The 20,261-nt window shown below is 59.5% G+C and carries 19 protein-coding genes and 1 pseudogene; 6 read left to right on the forward strand and 14 right to left on the reverse strand.

Annotation, left to right across the window (positions count from 1 at the left end; translation table 11 throughout):
• Positions 1-2: 2 nt before the first annotated feature.
• From JFT86_RS12630 to tadA, 3 genes are all read left to right on the forward strand, one after another.
• The gene (locus JFT86_RS12630; RefSeq protein WP_201232608.1) at positions 3-293 is read left to right on the forward strand and encodes a PTS transporter subunit EIIB; all 291 of its coding nucleotides are present in this window, start codon (positions 3-5) and stop codon (positions 291-293) included.
• A gap of 117 nt (positions 294-410) precedes the next feature.
• On the forward strand, positions 411-1,787 hold the full coding sequence (locus JFT86_RS12635; RefSeq protein ID WP_201236935.1) for a multicopper oxidase family protein: 1,377 nt from the start codon (positions 411-413) through the stop codon (positions 1,785-1,787).
• A complete protein-coding gene (gene tadA, locus JFT86_RS12640) occupies positions 1,787-2,284 on the forward strand; it encodes a tRNA adenosine(34) deaminase TadA (protein WP_201236936.1) in 498 nt (165 codons plus the stop codon). The genes JFT86_RS12635 and tadA overlap by 1 nt, the downstream gene beginning before the upstream one ends.
• A 111-nt stretch (positions 2,285-2,395) precedes the next feature.
• On the opposite strand, the gene cmoB is transcribed toward tadA, so the two are convergent.
• The 6 genes from cmoB to JFT86_RS12670 form a co-directional block, all read right to left on the reverse strand.
• The gene (gene cmoB, locus JFT86_RS12645) at positions 2,396-3,352 is read right to left on the reverse strand and encodes a tRNA 5-methoxyuridine(34)/uridine 5-oxyacetic acid(34) synthase CmoB (RefSeq protein WP_201236937.1); all 957 of its coding nucleotides are present in this window, start codon (positions 3,350-3,352) and stop codon (positions 2,396-2,398) included.
• Positions 3,349-4,092 carry a carboxy-S-adenosyl-L-methionine synthase CmoA gene (gene cmoA / locus JFT86_RS12650; protein WP_201236938.1) on the reverse strand — a complete coding sequence of 248 codons (744 nt, stop codon included), beginning with the start codon at positions 4,090-4,092 and terminating at the stop codon, positions 3,349-3,351. The genes cmoB and cmoA overlap by 4 nt, the downstream gene beginning before the upstream one ends.
• A gap of 211 nt (positions 4,093-4,303) precedes the next feature.
• Complete coding sequence (locus JFT86_RS12655) at positions 4,304-4,939, reverse strand: lysoplasmalogenase (protein WP_201236939.1); 636 nt, start codon at positions 4,937-4,939, stop codon at positions 4,304-4,306.
• A gap of 2 nt (positions 4,940-4,941) precedes the next feature.
• Complete coding sequence (locus JFT86_RS12660) at positions 4,942-5,334, reverse strand: protease inhibitor I42 family protein (RefSeq protein WP_201236940.1); 393 nt, start codon at positions 5,332-5,334, stop codon at positions 4,942-4,944.
• Between the two features lie 215 nt (positions 5,335-5,549).
• Positions 5,550-7,967 carry an endopeptidase La gene (gene lon / locus JFT86_RS12665; RefSeq protein ID WP_207197108.1) on the reverse strand — a complete coding sequence of 806 codons (2,418 nt, stop codon included), beginning with the start codon at positions 7,965-7,967 and terminating at the stop codon, positions 5,550-5,552.
• A gap of 784 nt (positions 7,968-8,751) precedes the next feature.
• Positions 8,752-9,126 (reverse strand): DUF6124 family protein, encoded by a 375-nt coding sequence (locus tag JFT86_RS12670; RefSeq protein ID WP_201236941.1) that lies wholly within the window; start codon positions 9,124-9,126, stop codon positions 8,752-8,754.
• A gap of 350 nt (positions 9,127-9,476) precedes the next feature.
• Here JFT86_RS12670 and JFT86_RS12675 point away from each other — a divergent pair.
• Positions 9,477-9,681: pseudogene (locus JFT86_RS12675) on the forward strand (Tn3 family transposase); the annotation flags it as partial.
• Between the two features lie 108 nt (positions 9,682-9,789).
• Here JFT86_RS12675 and JFT86_RS12680 read toward each other — a convergent pair.
• The 8 genes from JFT86_RS12680 to JFT86_RS12715 form a co-directional block, all read right to left on the reverse strand.
• Complete coding sequence (locus tag JFT86_RS12680) at positions 9,790-10,095, reverse strand: hypothetical protein (protein ID WP_201236942.1); 306 nt, start codon at positions 10,093-10,095, stop codon at positions 9,790-9,792.
• Positions 10,092-10,805 carry a DUF4225 domain-containing protein gene (locus JFT86_RS12685; protein WP_242489265.1) on the reverse strand — a complete coding sequence of 238 codons (714 nt, stop codon included), beginning with the start codon at positions 10,803-10,805 and terminating at the stop codon, positions 10,092-10,094. The genes JFT86_RS12680 and JFT86_RS12685 overlap by 4 nt, the downstream gene beginning before the upstream one ends.
• Positions 10,802-11,287, reverse strand: coding sequence for an Hcp family type VI secretion system effector (locus JFT86_RS12690; RefSeq protein ID WP_201232603.1), 486 nt, complete (start codon positions 11,285-11,287; stop codon positions 10,802-10,804). The genes JFT86_RS12685 and JFT86_RS12690 overlap by 4 nt, the downstream gene beginning before the upstream one ends.
• A gap of 257 nt (positions 11,288-11,544) precedes the next feature.
• Positions 11,545-12,546 (reverse strand): diphosphomevalonate decarboxylase, encoded by a 1,002-nt coding sequence (mvaD, locus tag JFT86_RS12695; protein WP_201232602.1) that lies wholly within the window; start codon positions 12,544-12,546, stop codon positions 11,545-11,547.
• A complete protein-coding gene (locus JFT86_RS12700; protein WP_201232601.1) occupies positions 12,543-13,562 on the reverse strand; it encodes a hypothetical protein in 1,020 nt (339 codons plus the stop codon). The genes mvaD and JFT86_RS12700 overlap by 4 nt, the downstream gene beginning before the upstream one ends.
• Before the next feature lie 45 nt (positions 13,563-13,607).
• On the reverse strand, positions 13,608-14,837 hold the full coding sequence (locus tag JFT86_RS12705) for a hydroxymethylglutaryl-CoA reductase (RefSeq protein WP_201232600.1): 1,230 nt from the start codon (positions 14,835-14,837) through the stop codon (positions 13,608-13,610).
• 205 nt (positions 14,838-15,042) lie between these two features.
• On the reverse strand, positions 15,043-17,454 hold the full coding sequence (locus JFT86_RS12710) for a glucose/quinate/shikimate family membrane-bound PQQ-dependent dehydrogenase (protein WP_201236943.1): 2,412 nt from the start codon (positions 17,452-17,454) through the stop codon (positions 15,043-15,045).
• Between the two features lie 215 nt (positions 17,455-17,669).
• A complete protein-coding gene (locus tag JFT86_RS12715) occupies positions 17,670-19,031 on the reverse strand; it encodes a carbohydrate porin (RefSeq protein WP_201236944.1) in 1,362 nt (453 codons plus the stop codon).
• A 300-nt stretch (positions 19,032-19,331) separates the two neighbouring features.
• Between JFT86_RS12715 and JFT86_RS12720 the strand changes: the two genes are divergently transcribed.
• Both JFT86_RS12720 and JFT86_RS12725 read left to right on the forward strand, forming a co-directional pair.
• Positions 19,332-19,562, forward strand: a complete 231-nt coding sequence (locus JFT86_RS12720) for a VF530 family protein (RefSeq protein ID WP_187680225.1) — start codon at positions 19,332-19,334, stop codon at positions 19,560-19,562.
• A 1-nt stretch (position 19,563) separates the two neighbouring features.
• Positions 19,564-20,202: a Pr6Pr family membrane protein gene (locus JFT86_RS12725; protein WP_201236945.1), complete on the forward strand. Its 639-nt coding sequence runs from the start codon at positions 19,564-19,566 to the stop codon at positions 20,200-20,202.
• Positions 20,203-20,261: the final 59 nt, after the last annotated feature.

Genomic DNA, 20,261 nt, shown 5'->3' on the forward strand with positions numbered 1-20,261 from the left:
ACATGTTCGATAAATTGCAGCAGGCATTCTGGAAAGCCCTGACCCCGGATCTGGTGGTGGATACGCCGCCGGTGCAGGCTGAGCCAGCCGACGGATTGAGTGCCGAGATCGTCGTGGCGCTGGGCGGTGTGGATAACCTCAAATCGCAGCAACCGGTTGCGTTGACCCGCGTACGCGTGGCGTTGGGCGATGTGTCGCTGATGGATCGCCAGGCGCTGAGCAAGGCCGGTGTCGCGGGTGTCATGCCCCTGGAGGGCGGCGTGGTGCACTTGATCACCGGCCTGCGAACCTGAGCGCGGAGGGCATGTGCGGCCTCAGGTCACCCTTACTGTTTCTCAACCGCAGGTGTATCGTATTCGCCTTTTACGGGCCTTCAGGGTCTGTCGCTGATACGTGAGGTAGTTGAGTTCATGTCCTTTACCCGTCGCCAAATCCTCGGTGGCCTGGCCGGTCTTGTTGTCGTTGGCGTTGGCGCGGGGGGCGCATCGCGTTACTGGCTGGGCAAGATGGCCGACGCCGAGGCGGGCCACGACTACGAGTTGATCGCAGCGCCGCTGGACGTGGAACTGGTGCCGGGCCACAAGACCGAGGCCTGGGCGTTCGGTCCTTCGGCGCCGGGTACTGAATTGCGTGTGCGTCAGGGTGAATGGCTACGAGTGCGCTTCATCAACCATCTGCCGGTGGCGACCACCATCCACTGGCACGGCATTCGCCTGCCGCTGGAAATGGACGGCGTGCCGTACGTCTCGCAGTTGCCGGTGCTGCCGGGCGAATACTTCGACTACAAATTCCGCGTGCCGGACGCCGGCAGCTACTGGTATCACCCGCACGTCAGCAGCAGCGAAGAACTCGGTCGCGGGTTGGTCGGGCCGCTGATCATCGAAGAGCGCGAGCCGACCGGTTTCAAGTATGAAAAGACCCTGAGCCTGAAGAACTGGCACATCGACGATGAAGGCAACTTTGTCGAATTCAGCATCCCGCGCGAGGCCGCACGCGGTGGCACGGCGGGGCGTTTGTCGACCATCAACGGCGTGCCTGCGCCAGTGATCGAATTGCCGGCAGGGCAGATCACTCGCGTGCGTCTGCTCAATCTCGATAACACCCTGACTTATCGCATCAACATTCCTGGCGTTGAGGCAAAGATCTACGCGCTGGATGGCAACCCGGTGGAACCTCGCCCGCTGGGCAAGGAATACTGGCTCGGCCCCGGCATGCGCATCTGTCTGGCGATCAAGGCACCGGCGGCGGGCGAAGAACTTTCGTTACGCAACGGCCCGGTGCGTCTGGGCACCCTGCGCTCGGTGGCCAACACCGATGCACCGACGGACTGGCCGAAAGCGCTGCCCGCCAATCCGGTGGCCGAACCGGACCTGGCCAATGCCGAGAAACTCAACTTCAATTTCGAATGGGTCGGTTCGGTGTCGGTCAACGTCGACAACGGCAAGCCGCCAAGCCTGTGGCAGATCAACGGCAAGGCTTGGGACATCACCGACAAGACCTGTGCCGATCGGCCGATTGCCAGCCTGAAACTGGGCCAGAGCTATATCTTCGAACTGAAGAACATGACCCAGTATCAGCACCCGATCCACCTGCATGGCATGAGCTTCAAGGTGATTGCGTCGAACCGTCACAAGATCATTCCGTACTTCACCGACACCTATCTGCTGGGCAAGAACGAACGTGCGCAAGTGGCGCTGGTGGCGGATAACCCGGGGGTGTGGATGTTCCACTGTCATGTGATTGACCACATGGAAACCGGCCTGATGGCCGCCATCGAGGTGAAGTGATGCGCCAGATTCGCCCCGCGGCGATCATCGACCGCAGCCGTGATCGCGATTTCATGCGTGAAGCCCTGACCCTCGCGGCGCAAGGTGCGGCGCTCGGTGAAGTGCCAGTGGGCGCGGTGCTGGTGCAGGATGGCGAGATCATCGGTCGCGGCTTCAATTGCCCGATCAGCGCCAGCGACCCCAGCGCCCACGCGGAAATGGTCGCGATCCGCGCCGCCGCACAAGCCGTGAACAACTATCGCCTGCCGGGCAGCACGCTGTACGTGACGCTGGAACCGTGCAGCATGTGCGCCGGGCTGATCGTCCATTCGCGGGTGGCGCGGGTGGTGTATGGCGCGCTGGAACCCAAGGCCGGGATTGTTCAGAGCCAGGGGCAGTTTTTTACCCAGGGCTTTTTGAATCATCGGGTGTTGTATGAAGGCGGGGTACTGGCGGAGGAGTGTGGCGCGGTGCTGACCGAGTTCTTCCGCGCCCGGCGCGCTAAACCATCTGAATAAACACAAACCCCTGTAGGAGTGAGCCTGCTCGCGATAGCGGTCTGACAGCCACCATTTATCTGACTGTCAGACCGCTATCGCGAGCAGGCTCACTCCTACAGGGTTATTCCTTTACTTACGGGCGACAATCACCGCCCGCATCGGCGCCGGCAGTCCTTCAATCGTCTTGCTGTGATCTTCAGGATCAAGGAAATCGCTCAGCGACTGGTACTTCATCCACTCGGTGCCGCGCTGTTCTTCGACGGTGGTGGTGCTGACATCTACGCAACGAATATCGGTGAAACCTGCTCGACGCAGCCACAACTCCAGCGCCGGCACCGACGGCAGGAACCACACGTTACGCATCTGCGCATAGCGATCTTCCGGCACCAGCACTTGATGCTTGTCGCCTTCGACCACCAACGTTTCCAGCACCAGTTCGCCGCCCTTGACCAGGCAGTCCTTCAGCGCCAGCAAATGCTCGATTGGCGAGCGGCGGTGGTAAAACACGCCCATGGAAAACACCGTGTCGAAGCCTTCCAGATTCGGCGGCAGGTCTTCGAACGGGAATGGCAGATGCCACGCGTTTGGCTCTGACAGGTAACGCTGCACGGCCTGGAACTGGCAGAAGAACAGCCAGTTCGGATCGACACCGATCACACTGTCCGCGCCGGCGCCGAGCATGCGCCACATGTAGTAGCCGTTGCCGCAGCCAACATCGAGGATGCGTTTGCCCTGCAGATCCAGATGCGGTGAAACCCGCGACCATTTCCAGTCCGAACGCCATTCGGTGTCGACGTGCACGCCAAATAGATCGAACGGCCCTTTGCGCCATGGCGACAAGCCCATCAGCGCGGTGCGCATTTGCGCACGGGTTTCATCGGCGCAATCGGTGTCGAGTTTCAGGCCGTTGAGCAGATCGATTTCGCTCGGCTGGATCTTCGGCAAGGCATCCAGCGCACTTTGCCAGCGCTCCAGATCGCCGTGACCTTTCTCCATTTTCTTGTCGAGTTGCGCTTGCAGGGTGTTGGCCCATTCGGCCAGTGGTGTGCCGGCCAGACGGCGGGCGAGAGGGGACAGATCAATCATGGCAAGGCAATCAACGAGGCAAAGTTAAGACACTGGAACCACGGCACGACTTTCGAGAACCCGGCGGCCAGCAGGCGTTCGCGGTGTTCTTCGAGGCTGTCGGGCTTCATGACGTTTTCGATGGCGCTGCGCTTCTGGGCGATTTCCAGTTCGCTATAGCCGTTGGCGCGTTTGAACGCGACGTGCAGATCGGTGAGCAATTGATGTTCTTCGGCATCGTTGAAGCGCAGCTTCTCCGAGAGAATCAAGGCGCCGCCGGGCAACAACGATTGGCGGATGCGCGAGAGCAACGCGGTGCGCTGATCCGGGGCGATGAATTGCAGGGTGAAGTTCAGCGCCACCACCGAAGCGGGTTTGAAATCCAGCGCGAGGATATCGCCCTCGATCACTTCGACCGGCAGCAACTCCTGGAACATGGAATCCTGACCGTTGAGGTACTCGCGGCAACGTTCGACCATCGCCGCCGAGTTATCCACCGCGATCACCCGGCAGCCGTCAGTGCGCACATGGCGTCGCAGCGCCTGGGTCACCGCACCGAGGGAGGCCCCCAAGTCATAAAGCACGCTATTGGGCTGAGCGAACTGCGCCGCGAGCACGCCAAGGTTCTCGACGATGGTCGGATAACCCGGCACCGAGCGCTTGATCATGTCCGGGAACACCCGCACCACGTCTTCGTTGAAGGCGAAGTCAGGCACCTTGTCCAGGGGCTGGGCGAAAATGCGATCGGGTTCTTTGCTCACGGCGGTGTCCGGCGGTGTCGGTGGAAAAGGCCGGCATTTTAGCCAAAGTGGCGCGGGGATGCTTGGGTTGTCCGACGTGGCGAGGGGATTTATCCCCGATGGGCTGCGAAGCAGTCCCAAAACCTGTGCCTGCGGTCTGTCTGACATACCTGATTGACCGGTTTCGGGGCCGCTGCGCAGCCCATCGGGGATAAATCCCCTCACCACAAAGTCAGCGGTGTTTTTGGGAGAAGGCCGAGGCCGCAATACCCCACTGTCCCAACCAATAGCTGAGGATGATGACGTACGGCGCTGCATGGAACGGCGACACAAAACGGTCGATACCGATCACGCTGTCGGAGAACACAAACGCCAGCGCACCACCTGCTGCCAATAACGCCGAGCGCTTCGGCACGTCAGTACCCAGGCGTGCGAGGGCGCGCCAGAGCATGGCGCTGATCGCCGTGCCGTAAACAATCACCGGCACCAGCAACGGTCCGAGTCCGCTGGAAATCAGAATCCCCAGCAGCACTGCGCCGACGCCGACCGCGAGCACCAGCGGCAACAGCGCCAGACGTTTGCAATCGCTGAGATAAGCCTTGAGATACGCCAGATGCGCGATGAGAAACGCACCGAGGCCAAACACGAACAAATCCCCCGGCCACGCCAGCAACACATCACCGAGCAGAGAGAAAATCAGACCGAGGCTGATCCAGCGCCGATAGTCGCTGGGTGGCGCATCGTGCAGCCAGCCGAGCAACGCCAGCATCGGTAAAGGTTTGACCAGCAGGCAGAGCAACGCCGCATGCGTGCTGACACCGTACAGAAACGTCACCGCACCCATCAGCGCCAGAATCAGCCAGCCCACGATCAGTTCACCGAAATCGCGCAGTCAAAGGTTTCCACCGGTAACACTTCCGGTGCCCACGGTTGTTGTGAGGTCAGGCGCAGGCGCCCGGTGCCGGGGGCAAAGGCCTGGAAGCGCCAGGTCGACAAACCCGCTGCGCCGACGACGCCGGCATCTTCCGGATTGCTGTAGACCTCGGGGCTGAGTGCGCGGAGTACGCCGCCAGCCGAATCCTGAATGGCCCAGCGATAACCCGTGGTCGGGTTGCTTGGCAGCATGATGATGAGGTTTTGCCCGTTAGTGAGCCGGACGGGGCATTCGCTTTGTTTTTCCACGGTCACGTTGTGTTTTGGTTGCGTGGCACAAGCGGCCAGCAACGAAAGGGCGAGGGGGACAAACAGGCGAGTGGGGGACATAAGGTCAGCGGCTCCGGCGTTGGCGACGAACGGCGAGCATAACTGAAGATGAGACAAAGTGTGACAGTCCGGGAGTGTTGGTGTCCGGGCTGACGCCATCGCGAGCAGGCTCACTCCTACAGGGGTTTGTGGTGAACACAGGATTTGTGAACACCACCTCTCACTGTAGGAGTGAGCCTGCTCGCGATAACGGTAGTCATGTCACCAAAGAACTATCAGAAGAGCACCTTCGCTACATCCGCAAACCGCTTGGCGAAGTGCACGGTAATCCCTTCCTTCAGATAATCCGGCAGTTCCTCGAAGTTACCCCGATTCGGCTCTGGCAAAATCAACTCGAAAATCTTCTGCCTTCTCGCCGCAATCACCTTCTCGCGCACGCCGCCAATCGGCAGCACATGCCCGGTCAGGGTCAGTTCGCCGGTCATCGCCACGCCTTTTTTCGGCGCCTGATTGCGCGCGAGGGAGAGCAGGGCGCTGGCCATGGTCACGCCGGCGCTCGGGCCGTCTTTCGGTGTGGCGCCTTCCGGTACGTGCAGGTGGACGAAGGCTTCGTCGAAGAATTTCGGATCACCGCCGAACAGCTTCAGGTGCGAGCTGACGTAGCTGTAGGCAATCTCCGCCGACTCTTTCATCACGTCACCCAGTTGCCCGGTGAGTTTGAAACCACGATTGAGTGTGTGAATTCGCGTGGCCTCGATCGGCAGGGTCGCGCCGCCCATGCTGGTCCATGCCAGGCCCGTGATGACGCCGGTGCCGGACAGCACTTGTTCATTGCGGAACACCGGATGTCCCAGCGAGGCTTCGAGGTCTTTCGGCCCGAGCTTGATCACGGCTTTCGGATCATCAATGAGTTTCATCACCGCTTTGCGCACCAGTTTGCCCAGTTGTTTTTCCAACTGGCGCACCCCGGCTTCACGGGCGTAACCGTCGATCAAGGCTTTGAGCGCGCTGTCGCTGATGCTCAGGCTTCCTTTCGACACGCCAGCCTTTTCCAGCAGTTTCGGCCACAGGTGACGCTTGGCGATGGCGACTTTTTCTTCGGTGATGTAGCCCGACAGGCGAATCACTTCCATCCGGTCGAGCAGCGGGCCGGGGATCGAATCGAGGGTGTTGGCGGTGCAGACGAACAGCACTTTCGACAGGTCCATGCGCAGGTCGAGGTAGTGGTCGAGGAATTCGACGTTCTGTTCCGGATCGAGGGTTTCCAGCAGCGCCGAGGCCGGGTCGCCCTGGTAGCTCTGGCCCATCTTGTCGATCTCGTCGAGCATGATCACCGGGTTCATCACTTCGACGTCTTTCAACGCCTGCACCAGTTTGCCCGGCTGCGCGCCGATGTAGGTGCGGCGGTGGCCCTTGATCTCGGCTTCGTCGCGCATGCCGCCGAGACTGAAGCGGTAGAACGGCCGGCCGAGGGATTCGGCGATGGATTTGCCGACGCTGGTTTTACCCACGCCCGGCGGGCCGACCAGCAGCACGATGGAGCCGCTGATCTCACCTTTATAGGCACCGACGGCGAGGAATTCGAGGATGCGATCCTTGATGTCGTCGAGGCCAGCGTGGTGTTTGTCGAGGACTTTGCGTGCGTGCTTGAGGTCGAGTTTGTCCTCGCCATAGACGCCCCACGGCACCGAGGTGGCCCAGTCGAGGTAGTTGCGGGTAACCGCATATTCCGGCGATCCGGTTTCGAGGATCGACAGTTTGTTCATTTCTTCTTCGAGGCGCTTTTGCACCTGCGCCGGCAGGACTTTGCCTTCGAGGCGCTGCTCGAACTGTTCGAGGTCGGCGCTGCGGTCGTCCTTGGTCAGGCCGAGTTCCTGCTGGATGACCTTGAGTTGTTCCTTGAGGAAGAACTCGCGCTGATGTTCGCCGATCTTGCGGTTAACTTCCGCCGAGATCTCTTTTTGCAGGCGCGCGACTTCGACTTCCTTGCGCAGCATCGGCAGGACTTTTTCCATGCGCTTGAGCATCGGCACGCAGTCGAGCACGGCTTGCAGCTCGGGGCCGGTGGCGGACGTCAGGGCGGCGGCGAAGTCGGTCAGCGGCGACGGGTCGTTGGGGCTGAAGCGGTTGAGGTAGTTCTTCAGCTCTTCGCTGTACAGCGGGTTGAGCGGCAGCAGTTCCTTGATCGCGTTGATCAGCGCCATGCCGTAGGCCTTGACCTCGTCGGTTGGCTCGGTCGGTTGGTGAGGGTATTCGACTTCGACCAGATACGGTGGGCGGTGGTGTTTCAGCCAGGTCTTGATGCGCACGCGGCTCAGGCCCTGGGCGACGAATTGCAGTTTGCCGTTTTCGCGGCTGGCGTGGTGGACTTTGACCAGGGTGCCGTATTGCGGCAGGGCGTCGGTGTTGAAGTGGCGCGGGTCTTCCTGGGGGGTGTCCATGAAGAACAGGGCCAGGGAGTGGTGATCGGATTTGCTGACCAGTTCGAGGGTTTCGGCCCACGGTTCTTCGTTGACGATGACCGGCAGGACCTGGGCCGGGAAAAACGGGCGATTGTGGATCGGGATGATGTAGACCTTGTCCGGCAGGTTCTGGCCTGGCAGGGCGAGGCCTTTGCCGGAGGAGGTGTGTTCGATGTGTTCGGCTTCGGTGTAGTCGTCTGGGTTTTCCGGGAATTCTTGCTGGTCGCTCATGGGGCACCTGCGCAATGGGGTATGGGTCTTAGATGGGGCAGGGCTTGAGTGGTTTCAATGGTGGGGGTGTGTTTCTGTTTGTGTGTTCAGGGTTTTGACAGGGTTGGCTTTTTGGCTTGGCGGCCTTTGGGCCGACCATGTTCTTGGGGGGATATCCGTTTCTGCGGGTGTTGCCACTGGCGGTTTCGCTCTTACAGCGAGTCACCTTTTCCAAACGCCGAAAAGGTAACCGAAAAGGCTTTACCCTGACGTACGGCCCTCGCTGGGGCTCGGGTTCCTTCGCTGCGGGATTGATCCGGGCGCATCGCCTACGGTTTGCTTCGCTGCACCTCCTCTCGATGCATTTGGCTGCGCCAAACGGTCGCTGCGCTCCCACCCCCGGATCAATCCCTCCGCTCAGCCTTCCGACGGGCCTTGAGATCAAGAGCGGTACTCGAGCTAACGCTCATTGTGTTGAGTGGGGCGGCATGCGCCGCGTGCGGGGGTGTGCTCATTTTTTGTGGGAGCTGTTTTGCCAGCGATGGCGGCCTGATAGCTGACCAGTCTTTGGCGGATGTACGCATTCCCTGTAGGAGCTGCCGAAGGCTGCGATCTTTTGATCTTGCTGATGCTGTTTTGTGGGGGCTAGCCTGCACGCGAAGGCGGCCTGACAGCCGACCATTTTTCTTACTGAAAGCATTCAAATTACCTGTGGGAGCGAGCCTGCTCGCGAAAGCGCTGTGTCAGGTGCCATAACTGCTGGATGGGCTGACGCCTTCGCGAGCAGGCTCGCTCCCACGAGGGGTTAGCTGTGTGCTGGGGGCTGGGGAATTTCGAGGTTGTCCAGCACGCGGTTTACCGCCAGTTCGGCGAGCATGATGATTTGCTGGATGGCCATAATCGTTCGCCGCTGCGGGAGGTCGATGTAGGCGGCGACGTCGCTGCTCATGAGGCTGGCCTGGGCCAGTGATTCGCAGGCGTGGGCCAGCAGGCTTTCGCTGTCCTGATCCGGCGCGACCAGGAACATGGTGCTGGGTTTGTGGAACGGAAGGGTGAACGCGTTCGGTTTGAGGTAGTGGTCGAGGGCGCGTTCGGCGGCTTCGTGGAATTTCTTGGAATCGAGGGATTCGTAGGGCGATGTGGTGTCGGTTTCTGGGGGATTGGGTGTCGGCTTTTTCATTGTGAAGCTCCGAATGAGAAGTGGGGCTGTCACTCTCAATCACCGCGACGCGACAGAGGGTGGCAGCTGTACGCGGGTTCGCGGACCGAGCCATTCGGCAATCTCGGCATACCCGAAGGTATCCCGCGCACAGCCACCATCAAACCAGACAAAAAGCACCTGAGCGCTTCAGTTTGGGCCGGCGATTATGCATCAAATCGAATGAACTGCTCGGGCCGCGACGCCCCATCGCTGTATTTGCAGCGACCCCCCGAGCCTATCCACCCGATTTCCGACGCACAACCGACACGACTTGTCGGAAATCTCCGCGCAATCTCCGTTATCTGTAGGACAAGCACAATTCCTACAAGATGGTATTACTCGCGGTGGTGCTGGCACAGCAAGCCGATTTGCACCAACACAAATCGTGACCGATACCGACGCCTACAGCGATTGGGTGTTCGGGTTGTTTATCACTTCTGTCCACGCCCGGCCGACGTTGGCGTTACCAAGTTTTGGCGTACACGTCCGGACGCGGTTTACGGCAAGCTCAACGGACTTGCCCGCCAGACGGTCAAGTTCGAACTGATCGCTGAGCGGCGGTGCGTAATTCAAGCGATGGTTGTGAGGATTACCAGGACGCAGTTTTGAAAGAGTGTTTATGGGTATTGAATTGGTGTGAGCTCACTTTCGTGAAAATAACCACTTAACTTTCCGCTTAACCGGTAGTGAAAATGAATGAATGAATATGCAAGAAAACGCAATCCAGCCAATAAATGGATGTTCTGCAATTATTTCTGGTCTATGCCCTAAAAACAGAAAATCATTGTTTTCAATGATATCTATATAAGGCACAACAAATAAGCCATTGAATATTAGGCAGAAAAAAAGCTTAATGCTATTTAAGTTATTTCCCGAGAGGCGCACTTTTAGAAGGTAGGCGAAAAAAGCGCCACAAACGGCCAAGATAGGGAAAAACCACACAATCATTTCGCGCTCTCTTGGTAGATCTGTTTTCCTGTTTGGAAGTCGGTATGTATTTCAAGCCCCCATGCGCTAACGCCCATTCCTTTATAAGATCGTACATAGTCTGTTCTGACATATCTAAACAAGCGCCAGGCATCGGGCTTTAATATGTATCGACTCAGGCCATAGACAGACAGGCCTAAGTCAGCGGTACTGTAGGCTAAATTTCCTTCACGCGCTTCATATCCCACCGATTTTGCTATGGCTTGATAACCCTTCCTGACAGGACCTTCTGTATCAGTTCGATCCTCTAGAAGATTGCGTCCGTTTTCATAAATGTTATTTGCTCCATGGGCCATCATTGGCACTCCAGCCACGAGACACAGCGTACCTGCTGAGGCATAGCATATCCCCCCGCCCGTTATAACCTGCATTGCACCCGCGATAGCGCCGGCACCTTTTTTGGCTATTTCCCATGACTGACTAAGCAAACTACTTTGTTCGTTCTTCAGTTCCTGAAAACCCTGTTCAGGAGTTTTTTTGCCCTGAGCAACGTCATCTACAATGCTTTTGGCGTAATAGGCGATTTCGCGGTTGAACTGCAAGCGCAGCATGCCGTCTTTGATGTGTCTAACACCTAATGTGCTGGCTTGGTTTCCAAGTTTTCCAGCGGCGGCACTGACCATCCAGTAGTCACAACTACCAGGCGTGCAACTCTCGCTCAGTGGTTTCATTCGTTATTTCCCCATGTGCCATATCCGCTAGTGCCAGCAGCATGGTGGGTCCAAGTTATATCTCGGTAACGGATGGCTATATGTTCTTGCGGTTCGGCATCGTTCTGCAAAATGGAATGAGGCATTTCAAGTGTCAGGTCAGCAATAACCCCGCCATTGATCGAAACTGAATAGAATCTTTCCTGCATGCCGGAAGGAGAGACTCGATAAAAGCTAATTGTGCAGTCTATTTTTTCTCTAGTTGAGAGTGCTTGGGCGAGGAGTGGCGAGGATTTATCAACATTTTTGGTGATGATAATTGGATTATGTGTTGGCTTATTGATATTTCCAATGTTGACCATGTTATGGGAGTAAGACAGCACCATAATTTCGTCGGTATGCCCGGACTGACACTTGTTGCCAATAGAATCCTGGGTTGAACAACCCGCCGAAATCAATCCTTGAGCCTTGCCGGTGATGGTCATGTAACCATGGTTAGCCATACGTGACACTCCTTGTAGTCAGCGGAACATCCTATTACAAGGGTTTGAGGTACGCTGTAGGGCGTTTCTGAAAAGCCATACGAAATATTCTAAAACCGGATCCGGCGGCCCAGGTTTCTCCGGTGTATTCAGAAATTGCACGTACAAAGAAAGGCGATGCCCCTCACGGGACATTGCCTTTCTTTTACCGCCGCTAAAGCTTATTCCGGCAGTATCTACGCAATCGAATAATGCCCCCTATCAAGAGTCTGTCTTCATCAAAACAGATGTTCATGCAATTGCCTCGGGCCGTCGCCCGCTTGGTCGAGGATCCAGCGTTCGATGCCGTGCAGTTTGCGTAGTTCGGCGAATATTCCGGGGCTATCTTGCGCGGTGCACAGTACGTGGACGTTGGGACCGGCGTCGATGGTGGCGCAAACCTCCAGGCCTTCGCTGCGCAGTTGGCGTACCCGTGCGAGGATCGCCAGGGTCGCGGGTTGCCAGTAGAAAATTGGCGGTTGCGAGGTCATGGCGATCATGTGCAGTTCCACGGCTTCGCGCTCGACGAGATCGGCCAAGGTGTCGAAGTCGCGTTCGAGGATGGCCCGACGCAGGTTGTCCAGGCGCTCCGGGAGCCGATCCAGACGGGTCGAATAGAAGGGGCTGCTTGCAGCGGCGAGGTGGCCCTGGCGGGAGCTGACAGTTTTGGGGCGAGGGTCGACCACGGCGATCAGGTCGCGCAGCGGCCAATGGTGGGCCGGGGCGATTTGTCGCGCGGGGCCTGACAGCAGCAGAGCATCGCACGGCCATTGCACGAAGCCGCCGAGCACTGAGCGTGCCGCCGAGCCGGAGCCGGAGCGACGTGCCAGATCACTGAGGTCGGGGTGCTGCGGCGAGTGCCCGCAGTGCACGGCGAAGGCTACCGTCAGTGCACTGAACCCCGCCGCCGAGGAGGCGATGCCTGCGCCGGTGGGGAAGCTGTTGGTCGTGGCGATGCGCAAGGGTTGCCAGTGGTCGAAGTGTTCCCGCAGCGTTTGCAGATGGCGCTCGATACCTTGGCGCAGTGTCGGGTCAGCCGGTACCAATGCGCCGCTGGAGACTTGCCAGAGTATTTCATCGCTCACACCGCGTTGCAGGGTCGCCAGGGTGCAGCGGCTGACGCAGCGGTTCAGGGTCATTGAAAGGGAGGCATTGTTGGGCTCCGTGTTTTGTACGTCGCGCATGCCCCAGTACTTGATCAGCGCGATGTTGGCGGGGGACGAGACACTGATGCGCTTCATGACTCGCTGAGCTCCAGCCCAGGCACCGCCAGTGCCGCGTTGATTCGCTGATAGCGCGCCAGCTCTGGCAGGTCTGCTGCGTCAATCACCAACAGCGCGCCCGCCTGATCCCCGGACAATCCACCCGCGCCGCAGATCTTGGCTGCGCCGCCGGATTTTTCGATGGCTCGGATCGCCTCCATGATCGGGGCGGGCACTACGCCCAGGCTTTCCAGATCCGCTTCGTAGGCCCGCACCACGGTTTTCAAGCCGTCGAGCGGCGGGGGCGATTGCTGCAACAGGGCGCGAAAACGTTCGGTATGGCGCCACAGGCTGGCCAAAAGCGGATTGTTGCTGCCTTCGAGTCGATGGCGCGTAGCGGCAATGATCTGGCCGGTGCTCTCACGGGCGCCGCCGGTATGGTAAATGCGCAGATCTGCTAGTGGCAGGTTCAGGTTGGTGTCGGACCACGAGGTGAAATGATATGCGCCATAGGGATCGCGCCGACGTTCGACCAGCGAGCCGCGCAGACTGGTGTTGTGATCGATCCCCGAAGGCTGGCCGTGTTGGTAGCGTTCGACCTGCATCGCCAGGGATTCCAGCGGATGGTGCGCCGCGTTCAGCCGGAACAGCCGTGACAACGCGGCCATCAGCGTCACCGCAAGGGCGCCGGAACTGCCGAATCCGGCATCGAGCGGAATCTGCGACTGGACGCGCAGGCTGAAGCCGCGCCAGTCCTGCGCGGGCACATGCAGGAGGATTTCGCCGATGGCGCATTTGACCAGATGATCGCGGTCGTCACACCGCAGTCGAGCAAAGGTCTGTGGGTTGGGGGTGTTGCAATAGAGCTCCCATGCTTGCCGAACATCGCGCGCGTAATCGGCCAGGTAACTCGGTGGATAAACGGCTTCGAGTGCCAGGTCGGGCAGTTGCAGTTTGAGCTGCCCGTCCTGACGCGGCTGTAGCCATACCTGACAATACAGCCCTACCGAGCAGGCCAGTATCGGGCAGCCGTGAAGGGCGGCGTGTTCGCCCATCAGGATGATTTTTCCTGGTGCCCTGGCGTGGATCACGCGCATGTTTCAGCGGCCCAGGCGCTTGTGCGCCTGTACCAGTTGATGAGAGGCCTGTGCGGCCATGATCGACAGTTCGCCGGCGAGCACCAGGGCCCCGAGAATTTCCGCCAGACGCCGGGTGTCAACACCCGGCGCGCGGGTGCCGGGGACGATGCCCATCAGCGCCAGTGCTTCACGTTGGGTGCTCAGGCCGGTGCCTCCGCCGACGGTTCCCAGTGGCGTATCAGGCAACAGAATCGAGGCGTAAATCGCGCCATGTTCGCAGGCTTCGATACAAGTGATGCCGATTGCACTCTCAGCCACTTGCGCGACGTCCTGACCCGTAGCGATGAAGAAAGCGGCGAGGATGTTGGCGTGGTGGGCGTTGCAGCCAATGGTTCCAGCCATGGCCGAGCCCAGCAGATTTTTCCGGTATTGCACCTCGCATAACGAGGTGGCGTCGGTCTTGAGAATGTCGCGCAGGATGTCGGCGCTCAGATGGACTTCGGCATGAATGCGCTTGCCGCGCCCGTTGAGGAAGTTCACTCGCGAAGGTTTTTTGTCGGTGCAGTAATTGCCTGAGATGCTGATGCACGGCACACCGGTTTCTGGACTGATCAGTTGAGTGATCGCCCGGTCGCAGGCGATGCTCGCCATGTTCATGCCCATGGCATCGCCGCTGTGGAAGCGAAAGCGCAGGTAGATCGAGGTGCCGACCACCGCCGGCACAATGTCTTGCAGTTGCAGATGGCTGCTGTCCTGTTCGCAGAGCAATTTGATCTGCTGAAAGTGGCTGCTGATCCAGGCCAGGAAAGTTTCAGTCTGCAAGATACCGGTGGAGCGAAACACCGGTGCCCGGGTGATGCCGATGTCTTCGACCCGAACCAGCGCGCCGCCGGCCGCGTGAATTGCACTGCAACCACGGGATACGCTGGCAATCAGCGCGCCTTCGCTGGTGGCCATGGGAGCATACAGAGGTTCCTGCGCCGTGATGGCCTGTCCCTTGATCAGTAACGGCCCGGCAACGCCCAGCGGTATCTGGATGGCACCGATGAAGTTTTCGCACTTTGCCGGTTGCGGATCGAAGGTGTAACGGCCGATGGTGTCCAGGGACATACCGCTGATGTGTTGCAGCGCTTCGCGGCGGATCAGCGCGGCTTCTTTTTGCGTGAGGTTATCCGGCAACTGATGCAGGTGCAGGTCACCGTTGATCAGCGCTTCGATCCAGTGAGTGCCAAAATGCGGGGTGATGGACATCGGAGGGCTCCGCTCATCTATAGGTGCGTCATTGCGTGCACCTGTCATTGATGATCGGCAAGAAACGCTCTCGTGGCGACTGTCAGAGTTGACAGTTGTCTATACCGATTGGCGATTGAGACGCTGCCATATGCTCATCTCGCCAGGCACAAAAAAAGGCGATGCCCCGTTTGGGGCATCGCCTTCTTGTTACCGCCGTTAAAACTTATTCCGGCAGTTTGTACGCAATCACGTAGTCACCCATTTTGGTGCCCAGCGAACCGTGACCGCCGACAACCAGCAACACGTATTGCTTGCCGTCCTTGCCGGTGTAGGTCATCGGCGTCGCTTGGCCACCTGCTGGCAGGCGCGATTTCCACAACTCTTTACCGGAGTTGACGTCGTACGCACGCAGGTACTGGTCGAGGGTGCCGCTGAGGAAGCCGACGCCGCCGGCCGTGACCATCGAACCGCCCATGCTCGGCACGCCGAGGGTGAAGCCGATCGGGATTGGCGAGCTGTCGCGGCTGGTGCCGTTTTTGCGTTTCCACACGACTTTGCTGGTGGTCAGGTCGATACCGGCGACGTAGCCCCAGGCCGGGGCCTGGCACGGTACGCCGAATGGCGACATGAACGGGTGCATGATCACCGCGTATGGCGCGCCGGTGTTTGGTTGCACGCCAGCGGTTTCGCTTTCGCGTTTGCTGCCGGCCGCGACTTTTTCGCGTGGCACCATTTTCGAGACGAAGGCCATGTAGTTCGGGCTGGTGAAGAGGATCTGGCGAACCGGATCGACCGAAACGCCGCCCCAGTTGAACACACCGACGTTACCCGGGTAGATCAGGCTGCCCTGTTCCGAAGGAGGGGTGTACTGGCCTTCGTAACGCAGTTCCTTGAACTGGATGCGGCACAGCATCTGGTCGAACGGGCTCGCGCCCCACATGGCTTTTTCGGTCAGTTCCGGGGCCAGCAGGTTGAGGTCCGAACGGGCCTGGGTCGGTGCGGTGTGGTCGCCTTTCACGGCGCCTTGCGGGACCGGGATTTCCTTGATCGGGATGATCGGCGTGCCGTCACGACGGTCGAGAACGTACAGGCTGCCCTGCTTGGTCGGGGCGATCAGCGCAGGTTTCACGCCGTCGGCGGTTTTCATGTCGAGCAGGGTTGGCTGGCTGCCAACGTCCATGTCCCACAGGTCGTGGTGGGTGAACTGGTAGTTCCAGCGCACTTTACCGGTGGCCAGGTCCAGAGCCACAACACCGGCGCTGAACTTCTCGGCGCCCGGGGTGCGGTCAGCGCCCCACTGGTCTGGAGTCTGGTTGCCCAGTGGCAGGTAAACCATGCCGAGTTTTTCGTCGACGCTGGCCAGCGACCACATGTTGGCCGAGTTGCGGCTGTAGATTTCGCCCGGCGCCAAAGGCTCGGTGGCGTCTGGCTTGTCGCTGTCCCAGTTCCACACGAGGTGGCCGTCGCGCACGTCGAAGGCGCGGATCACGCCCGATGGCTCGTTGGTCGATTCGTTGTCGGTAACGTGACCGCCCATGATCACCAGATCACGGGTAATCGCCGCTGGCGAAGTGGAGTAGTAACCACCGGCGGTGAACGGGCCGATGCCTTGGGTCAGGTCAACCACACCGTTTTTGCCGAAGCCTTCGCAGATCTTGCCGGTGTCGGCGTTCAGGGCGATCAGGCGGGCATCAGCGGTTGGCAGGTACAGACGACGCGGGCAGGCCTGAGCGACGGCTTTGCCAGCTTCCGAAATCACTGCCGAGGCTGCGTTTTCAGTTTTGGCGTACGCGGCTTCGTCGTAGTACGACACGCCACGGCAGGTCATGTGCGCGAAGCCTTTGAAGCCGACCGGGCTCTTGATCTGCGGATCGAAGCGCCACAGTTCTTTACCGGTGTCCGGGTCCAGTGCCAACACTTTGCTGTGCGCGGTGCAGGCGTAGATCATGCCGTTGGCTTTGAGCGGGGTGTTTTCGTTGGTCAGCTCGACCGGGTCATCAGCGGTCGGCAGGTCGCCGGTCTGGATGCGCCAGGCTTCTTGCAGTTTGCCGACGTTGGCGGGGGTGATCTGCTTCAGCGGCGAGTAGCGGTCACCGAATTCGCTGCGGCCATAGGCCTGCCAGTCACCATCCGGCATGGCTGGCGCGGTGCTGGTCATGTCCGCAGTGTCGCGGCCCAGTTCGCCGAAGGTTTCGCCCGGGTGGGTGAACAGGCTGGCCAGGGCAGTGACGCCGGCCAGAACCACAGCCACGGTCAAGCCACCAGTGCCCAGCGGCGCAGGGCCGTTGAGCAGTAGTGGACGACGGAACCACGGCAGCAACATCACGAAGCCGAGGACGAACCACAGGGCCAGACGTGGCACCAGTTGCCACCAGTCCAGACCGACTTCCCACAGCGCCCAAACGGTGCTGGCAAACAGGACGATGGCGTACAGGCCCAGCGCCGCGCGACGGCGCATCAGCAGAAGGATGCCGCTCAGCGCGATGCCGATACCGGCCAGCAGGTAGTACAGCGAGCCGCCGAGCATGCTCAGCTTGACCCCTCCGGCCAGCATGGCCAGGCCCATCAGTAGAAGCAGAATGCCGAGCAGGCTCGGTAGCAGACGGCCCCGACTCGAAGCACTTTCGGTGCTCATAGTGTGATTCTCCGTGACGTTTATGTAGTCCCGCGCTGTAGTCACTGTAGATGACGATTTGGCACGGGCATGGTTCAGATAAAACTTGTGTAGCTAGCTAAATTCTTTTGTAGGCCTTCGCCTGCTCGCGATGGCGGTGTGTCAGTCTCTGGAGATGTGACCTGAAACACCGCTATCGCGAGCAGGCTCACTCCTACAATGGATTTACGTGTGCTTTAGAACGAGGACTGGATCTTGATCCCCGCGATCAGCGCGTCGTCGACCTTGTCGACGCCGCCCGGGTGGCGGATGTATTGCAGGTTCGGGCGCACGGTCAGCCAGTTCGTCACGTGCACGCCGTAATACAGTTCGGCGCTGTATTCGGTGTCTTGCGGCGGCAGGAACGACGGATCGTCGTAGTCATAAACGGCGTGGGCCTGATTGCTCGCTTCGGCGTTTTTGCGGTAGGCCGGGTTGACGTGCACGCGGGCGAGGGCGAAACCGATGTCGTCTTTCGCACGAGCATCGAACGGGCCTTTGTAGGTAATGCCGGCCTGCACATAGTTGTCGATGGCGTTGGTTTTCTTGTCGTGCATCGTGCCGTTGGCGAACACGCTCAAACCGCGCGAGTTGTCGCTGGCGACGCTGGTGACTTGCTGCTGAAGGCCCAGCCACACGCCGTGTTTGCTCGATGCGCTGCGGTAGGCTTCGCCGCTGAGGGCGGCCGGTTGGCCATTCTGATCTTTATAAGCATCGGTGGCCTTGGCGTTGCTGTAGTAGTAACCAGCGCGGTATTCGCCCGGCAAACCATTGAGCTTCGGCGTCCACACCAACTCGATCGGCAGGATCGCGCCCTGGGTGCCGCTGCCGCTGAGTTTGAAACCGTTGCCGCGATCGAGGTTCGACGGGTTCTGCTCATAGGCGCCGACCTGCGCGTACAGCTCTGGGGTCAGGTGATATTTGACGCGCAGCGCCCATTGGCTGACCGGCCAGTTGTACCAGATGCCGCCAACCCAGTTGCCGACCTGCGAGCCGCAGAATGCGAGGTTCTGGAAGTCGCACGGGAAACTGTTGAAGTCTTCGCCTTCGCCGAAACGACCGACCTTGATATCGAGTTTCTGATCGAAGAATTTCTGCTGATACCACATCTGCGTCAGGCGCGTGGTCTGGCCACGGCCCCAGACTTCCTGGGCCGAGGTGAAGCCACCGACGCGCGGATCGTTGATGCGGTCGTTGCTGATGTTGTTGCCGCTGCGTTTGGTGATGGTCAGTTGAAACTCGGCGTCGTCCCAACCGAGGATCTTTTGCAGGTCCAGGTGCGTGCCGAGACCGAACTGATCGCTGTAGCGTGCGGTGCGGTCGTGATCGTAGCCACCGTGCAGGTTGCTGCCCATTTCGCCGGTGTAATCGAGTTTGAAGTCGTAGCCTTTTTCCGAGAGTTCGGTGCGCGTGCCGTTCCAGTCACCGAGCATGTACGGTGATTCGCTGTCGAACGCGGGAGCCGCCTGAACGCAGGTGGCGAGGCCCAGAGCAGTGCAGCCGCCAAGGATGCGCAGGGTAGAGACAGCGCTGTCTCGGGAGAAGGAAAAATCGGGCATGGATAAGTCTTTTTTGGTGTTTTCGAAAGTGCGGGCCGAGCGCTTCAATAGGTCGCAGGCAGTGAAGCGTTTCAGCCGAAGGGCGGCAGGATAATGATCTGTAACAAAAAGACAAAGGGGTTTTGCTGACATGCAGCCTTTCGGATTCGGTAACAGTGCGGCAAACGGGCGCATTGTCGGGCTGCTCGCAGACTGCGATCTTCTCGGGTTGGCCTACATTTGAAGGAAGGCCTTCCACCCGATCACCCCCTCGGCTAAGGTGCGCGGCTTCTGCATTTTCACTTCGCCCAAAGGCCAGGCATGAACGAACAATCCCCCGATCCGCTACACGGCGTGACCCTCGAACAGATCCTCACCGCGCTGGTGGCCCACTATGAATGGTCGGGGCTGGCCGAACGCATCGACATCCGCTGCTTCAAGAGCGATCCGAGCATCAAGTCGAGCCTGACGTTTTTGCGTAAAACTCCGTGGGCGCGGGAGAAGGTCGAACGTCTGTACGTGAAATTGATGCGCACCAAGCGACCTCTCTGAGATGGACGCCGTCTGGCGGCGACGCCTGATCACCTGCGCTGCCGTGCTCGGCTGGACGGGGTTGGGCCTTCAGCTTTACCTGATTTTCTTCGCCCGCTTGAGTGTGGGCGCCAGCCTGTTGGGCGGGTTGGTGAGCTTCTTCAGTTACTACACGATTCTGACGAATACGCTGGTGGCAACGGTGTTGACCTGTGCCGTGACCGAGCGTGAATCCGCTGCGCGCCGCTGGTTTTTACAGCCGTGGGTCAGCAGCGGCATTGTCGTGAGCATTGTCGTGGTCGGCCTCGCCTACAGCATCTTGCTGCGACACCTGTGGCATCCCGAAGGTTGGCAATTTATCGCCGATGAACTGCTGCACGACGTGATGCCGTTGCTGTTTCTGGGCTATTGGTGGTTTTGTGTGCCCAAGGGCTCGTTGCGCCTTTGGCATCTGCCGTTGTGGCTGATTTATCCGCTGGTGTACTTCATCTATGCCTTGCTGCGCGGGCATTTGCTGGGCGCGTATGCCTATCCGTTCATTGATGTGGCGGTGTTGGGTTATCCACAGGTGTTTATTAATGCCGGGGGGATATTGGTGGGCTTTGTGCTGATCGGGTTGGCGCTGATCGGCCTCGACCGCTGGCGCGGATCGCAGTCCTGAATTCATGCAAAACCTGTGGTGAGGGGATTTATCCCCGATGGGGCGCGGAGCGGCCCTGA

The sequence above is a fragment of the Pseudomonas sp. TH06 genome (assembly GCF_016651305.1).
Classification (GTDB): Bacteria; Pseudomonadota; Gammaproteobacteria; order Pseudomonadales; family Pseudomonadaceae; genus Aquipseudomonas.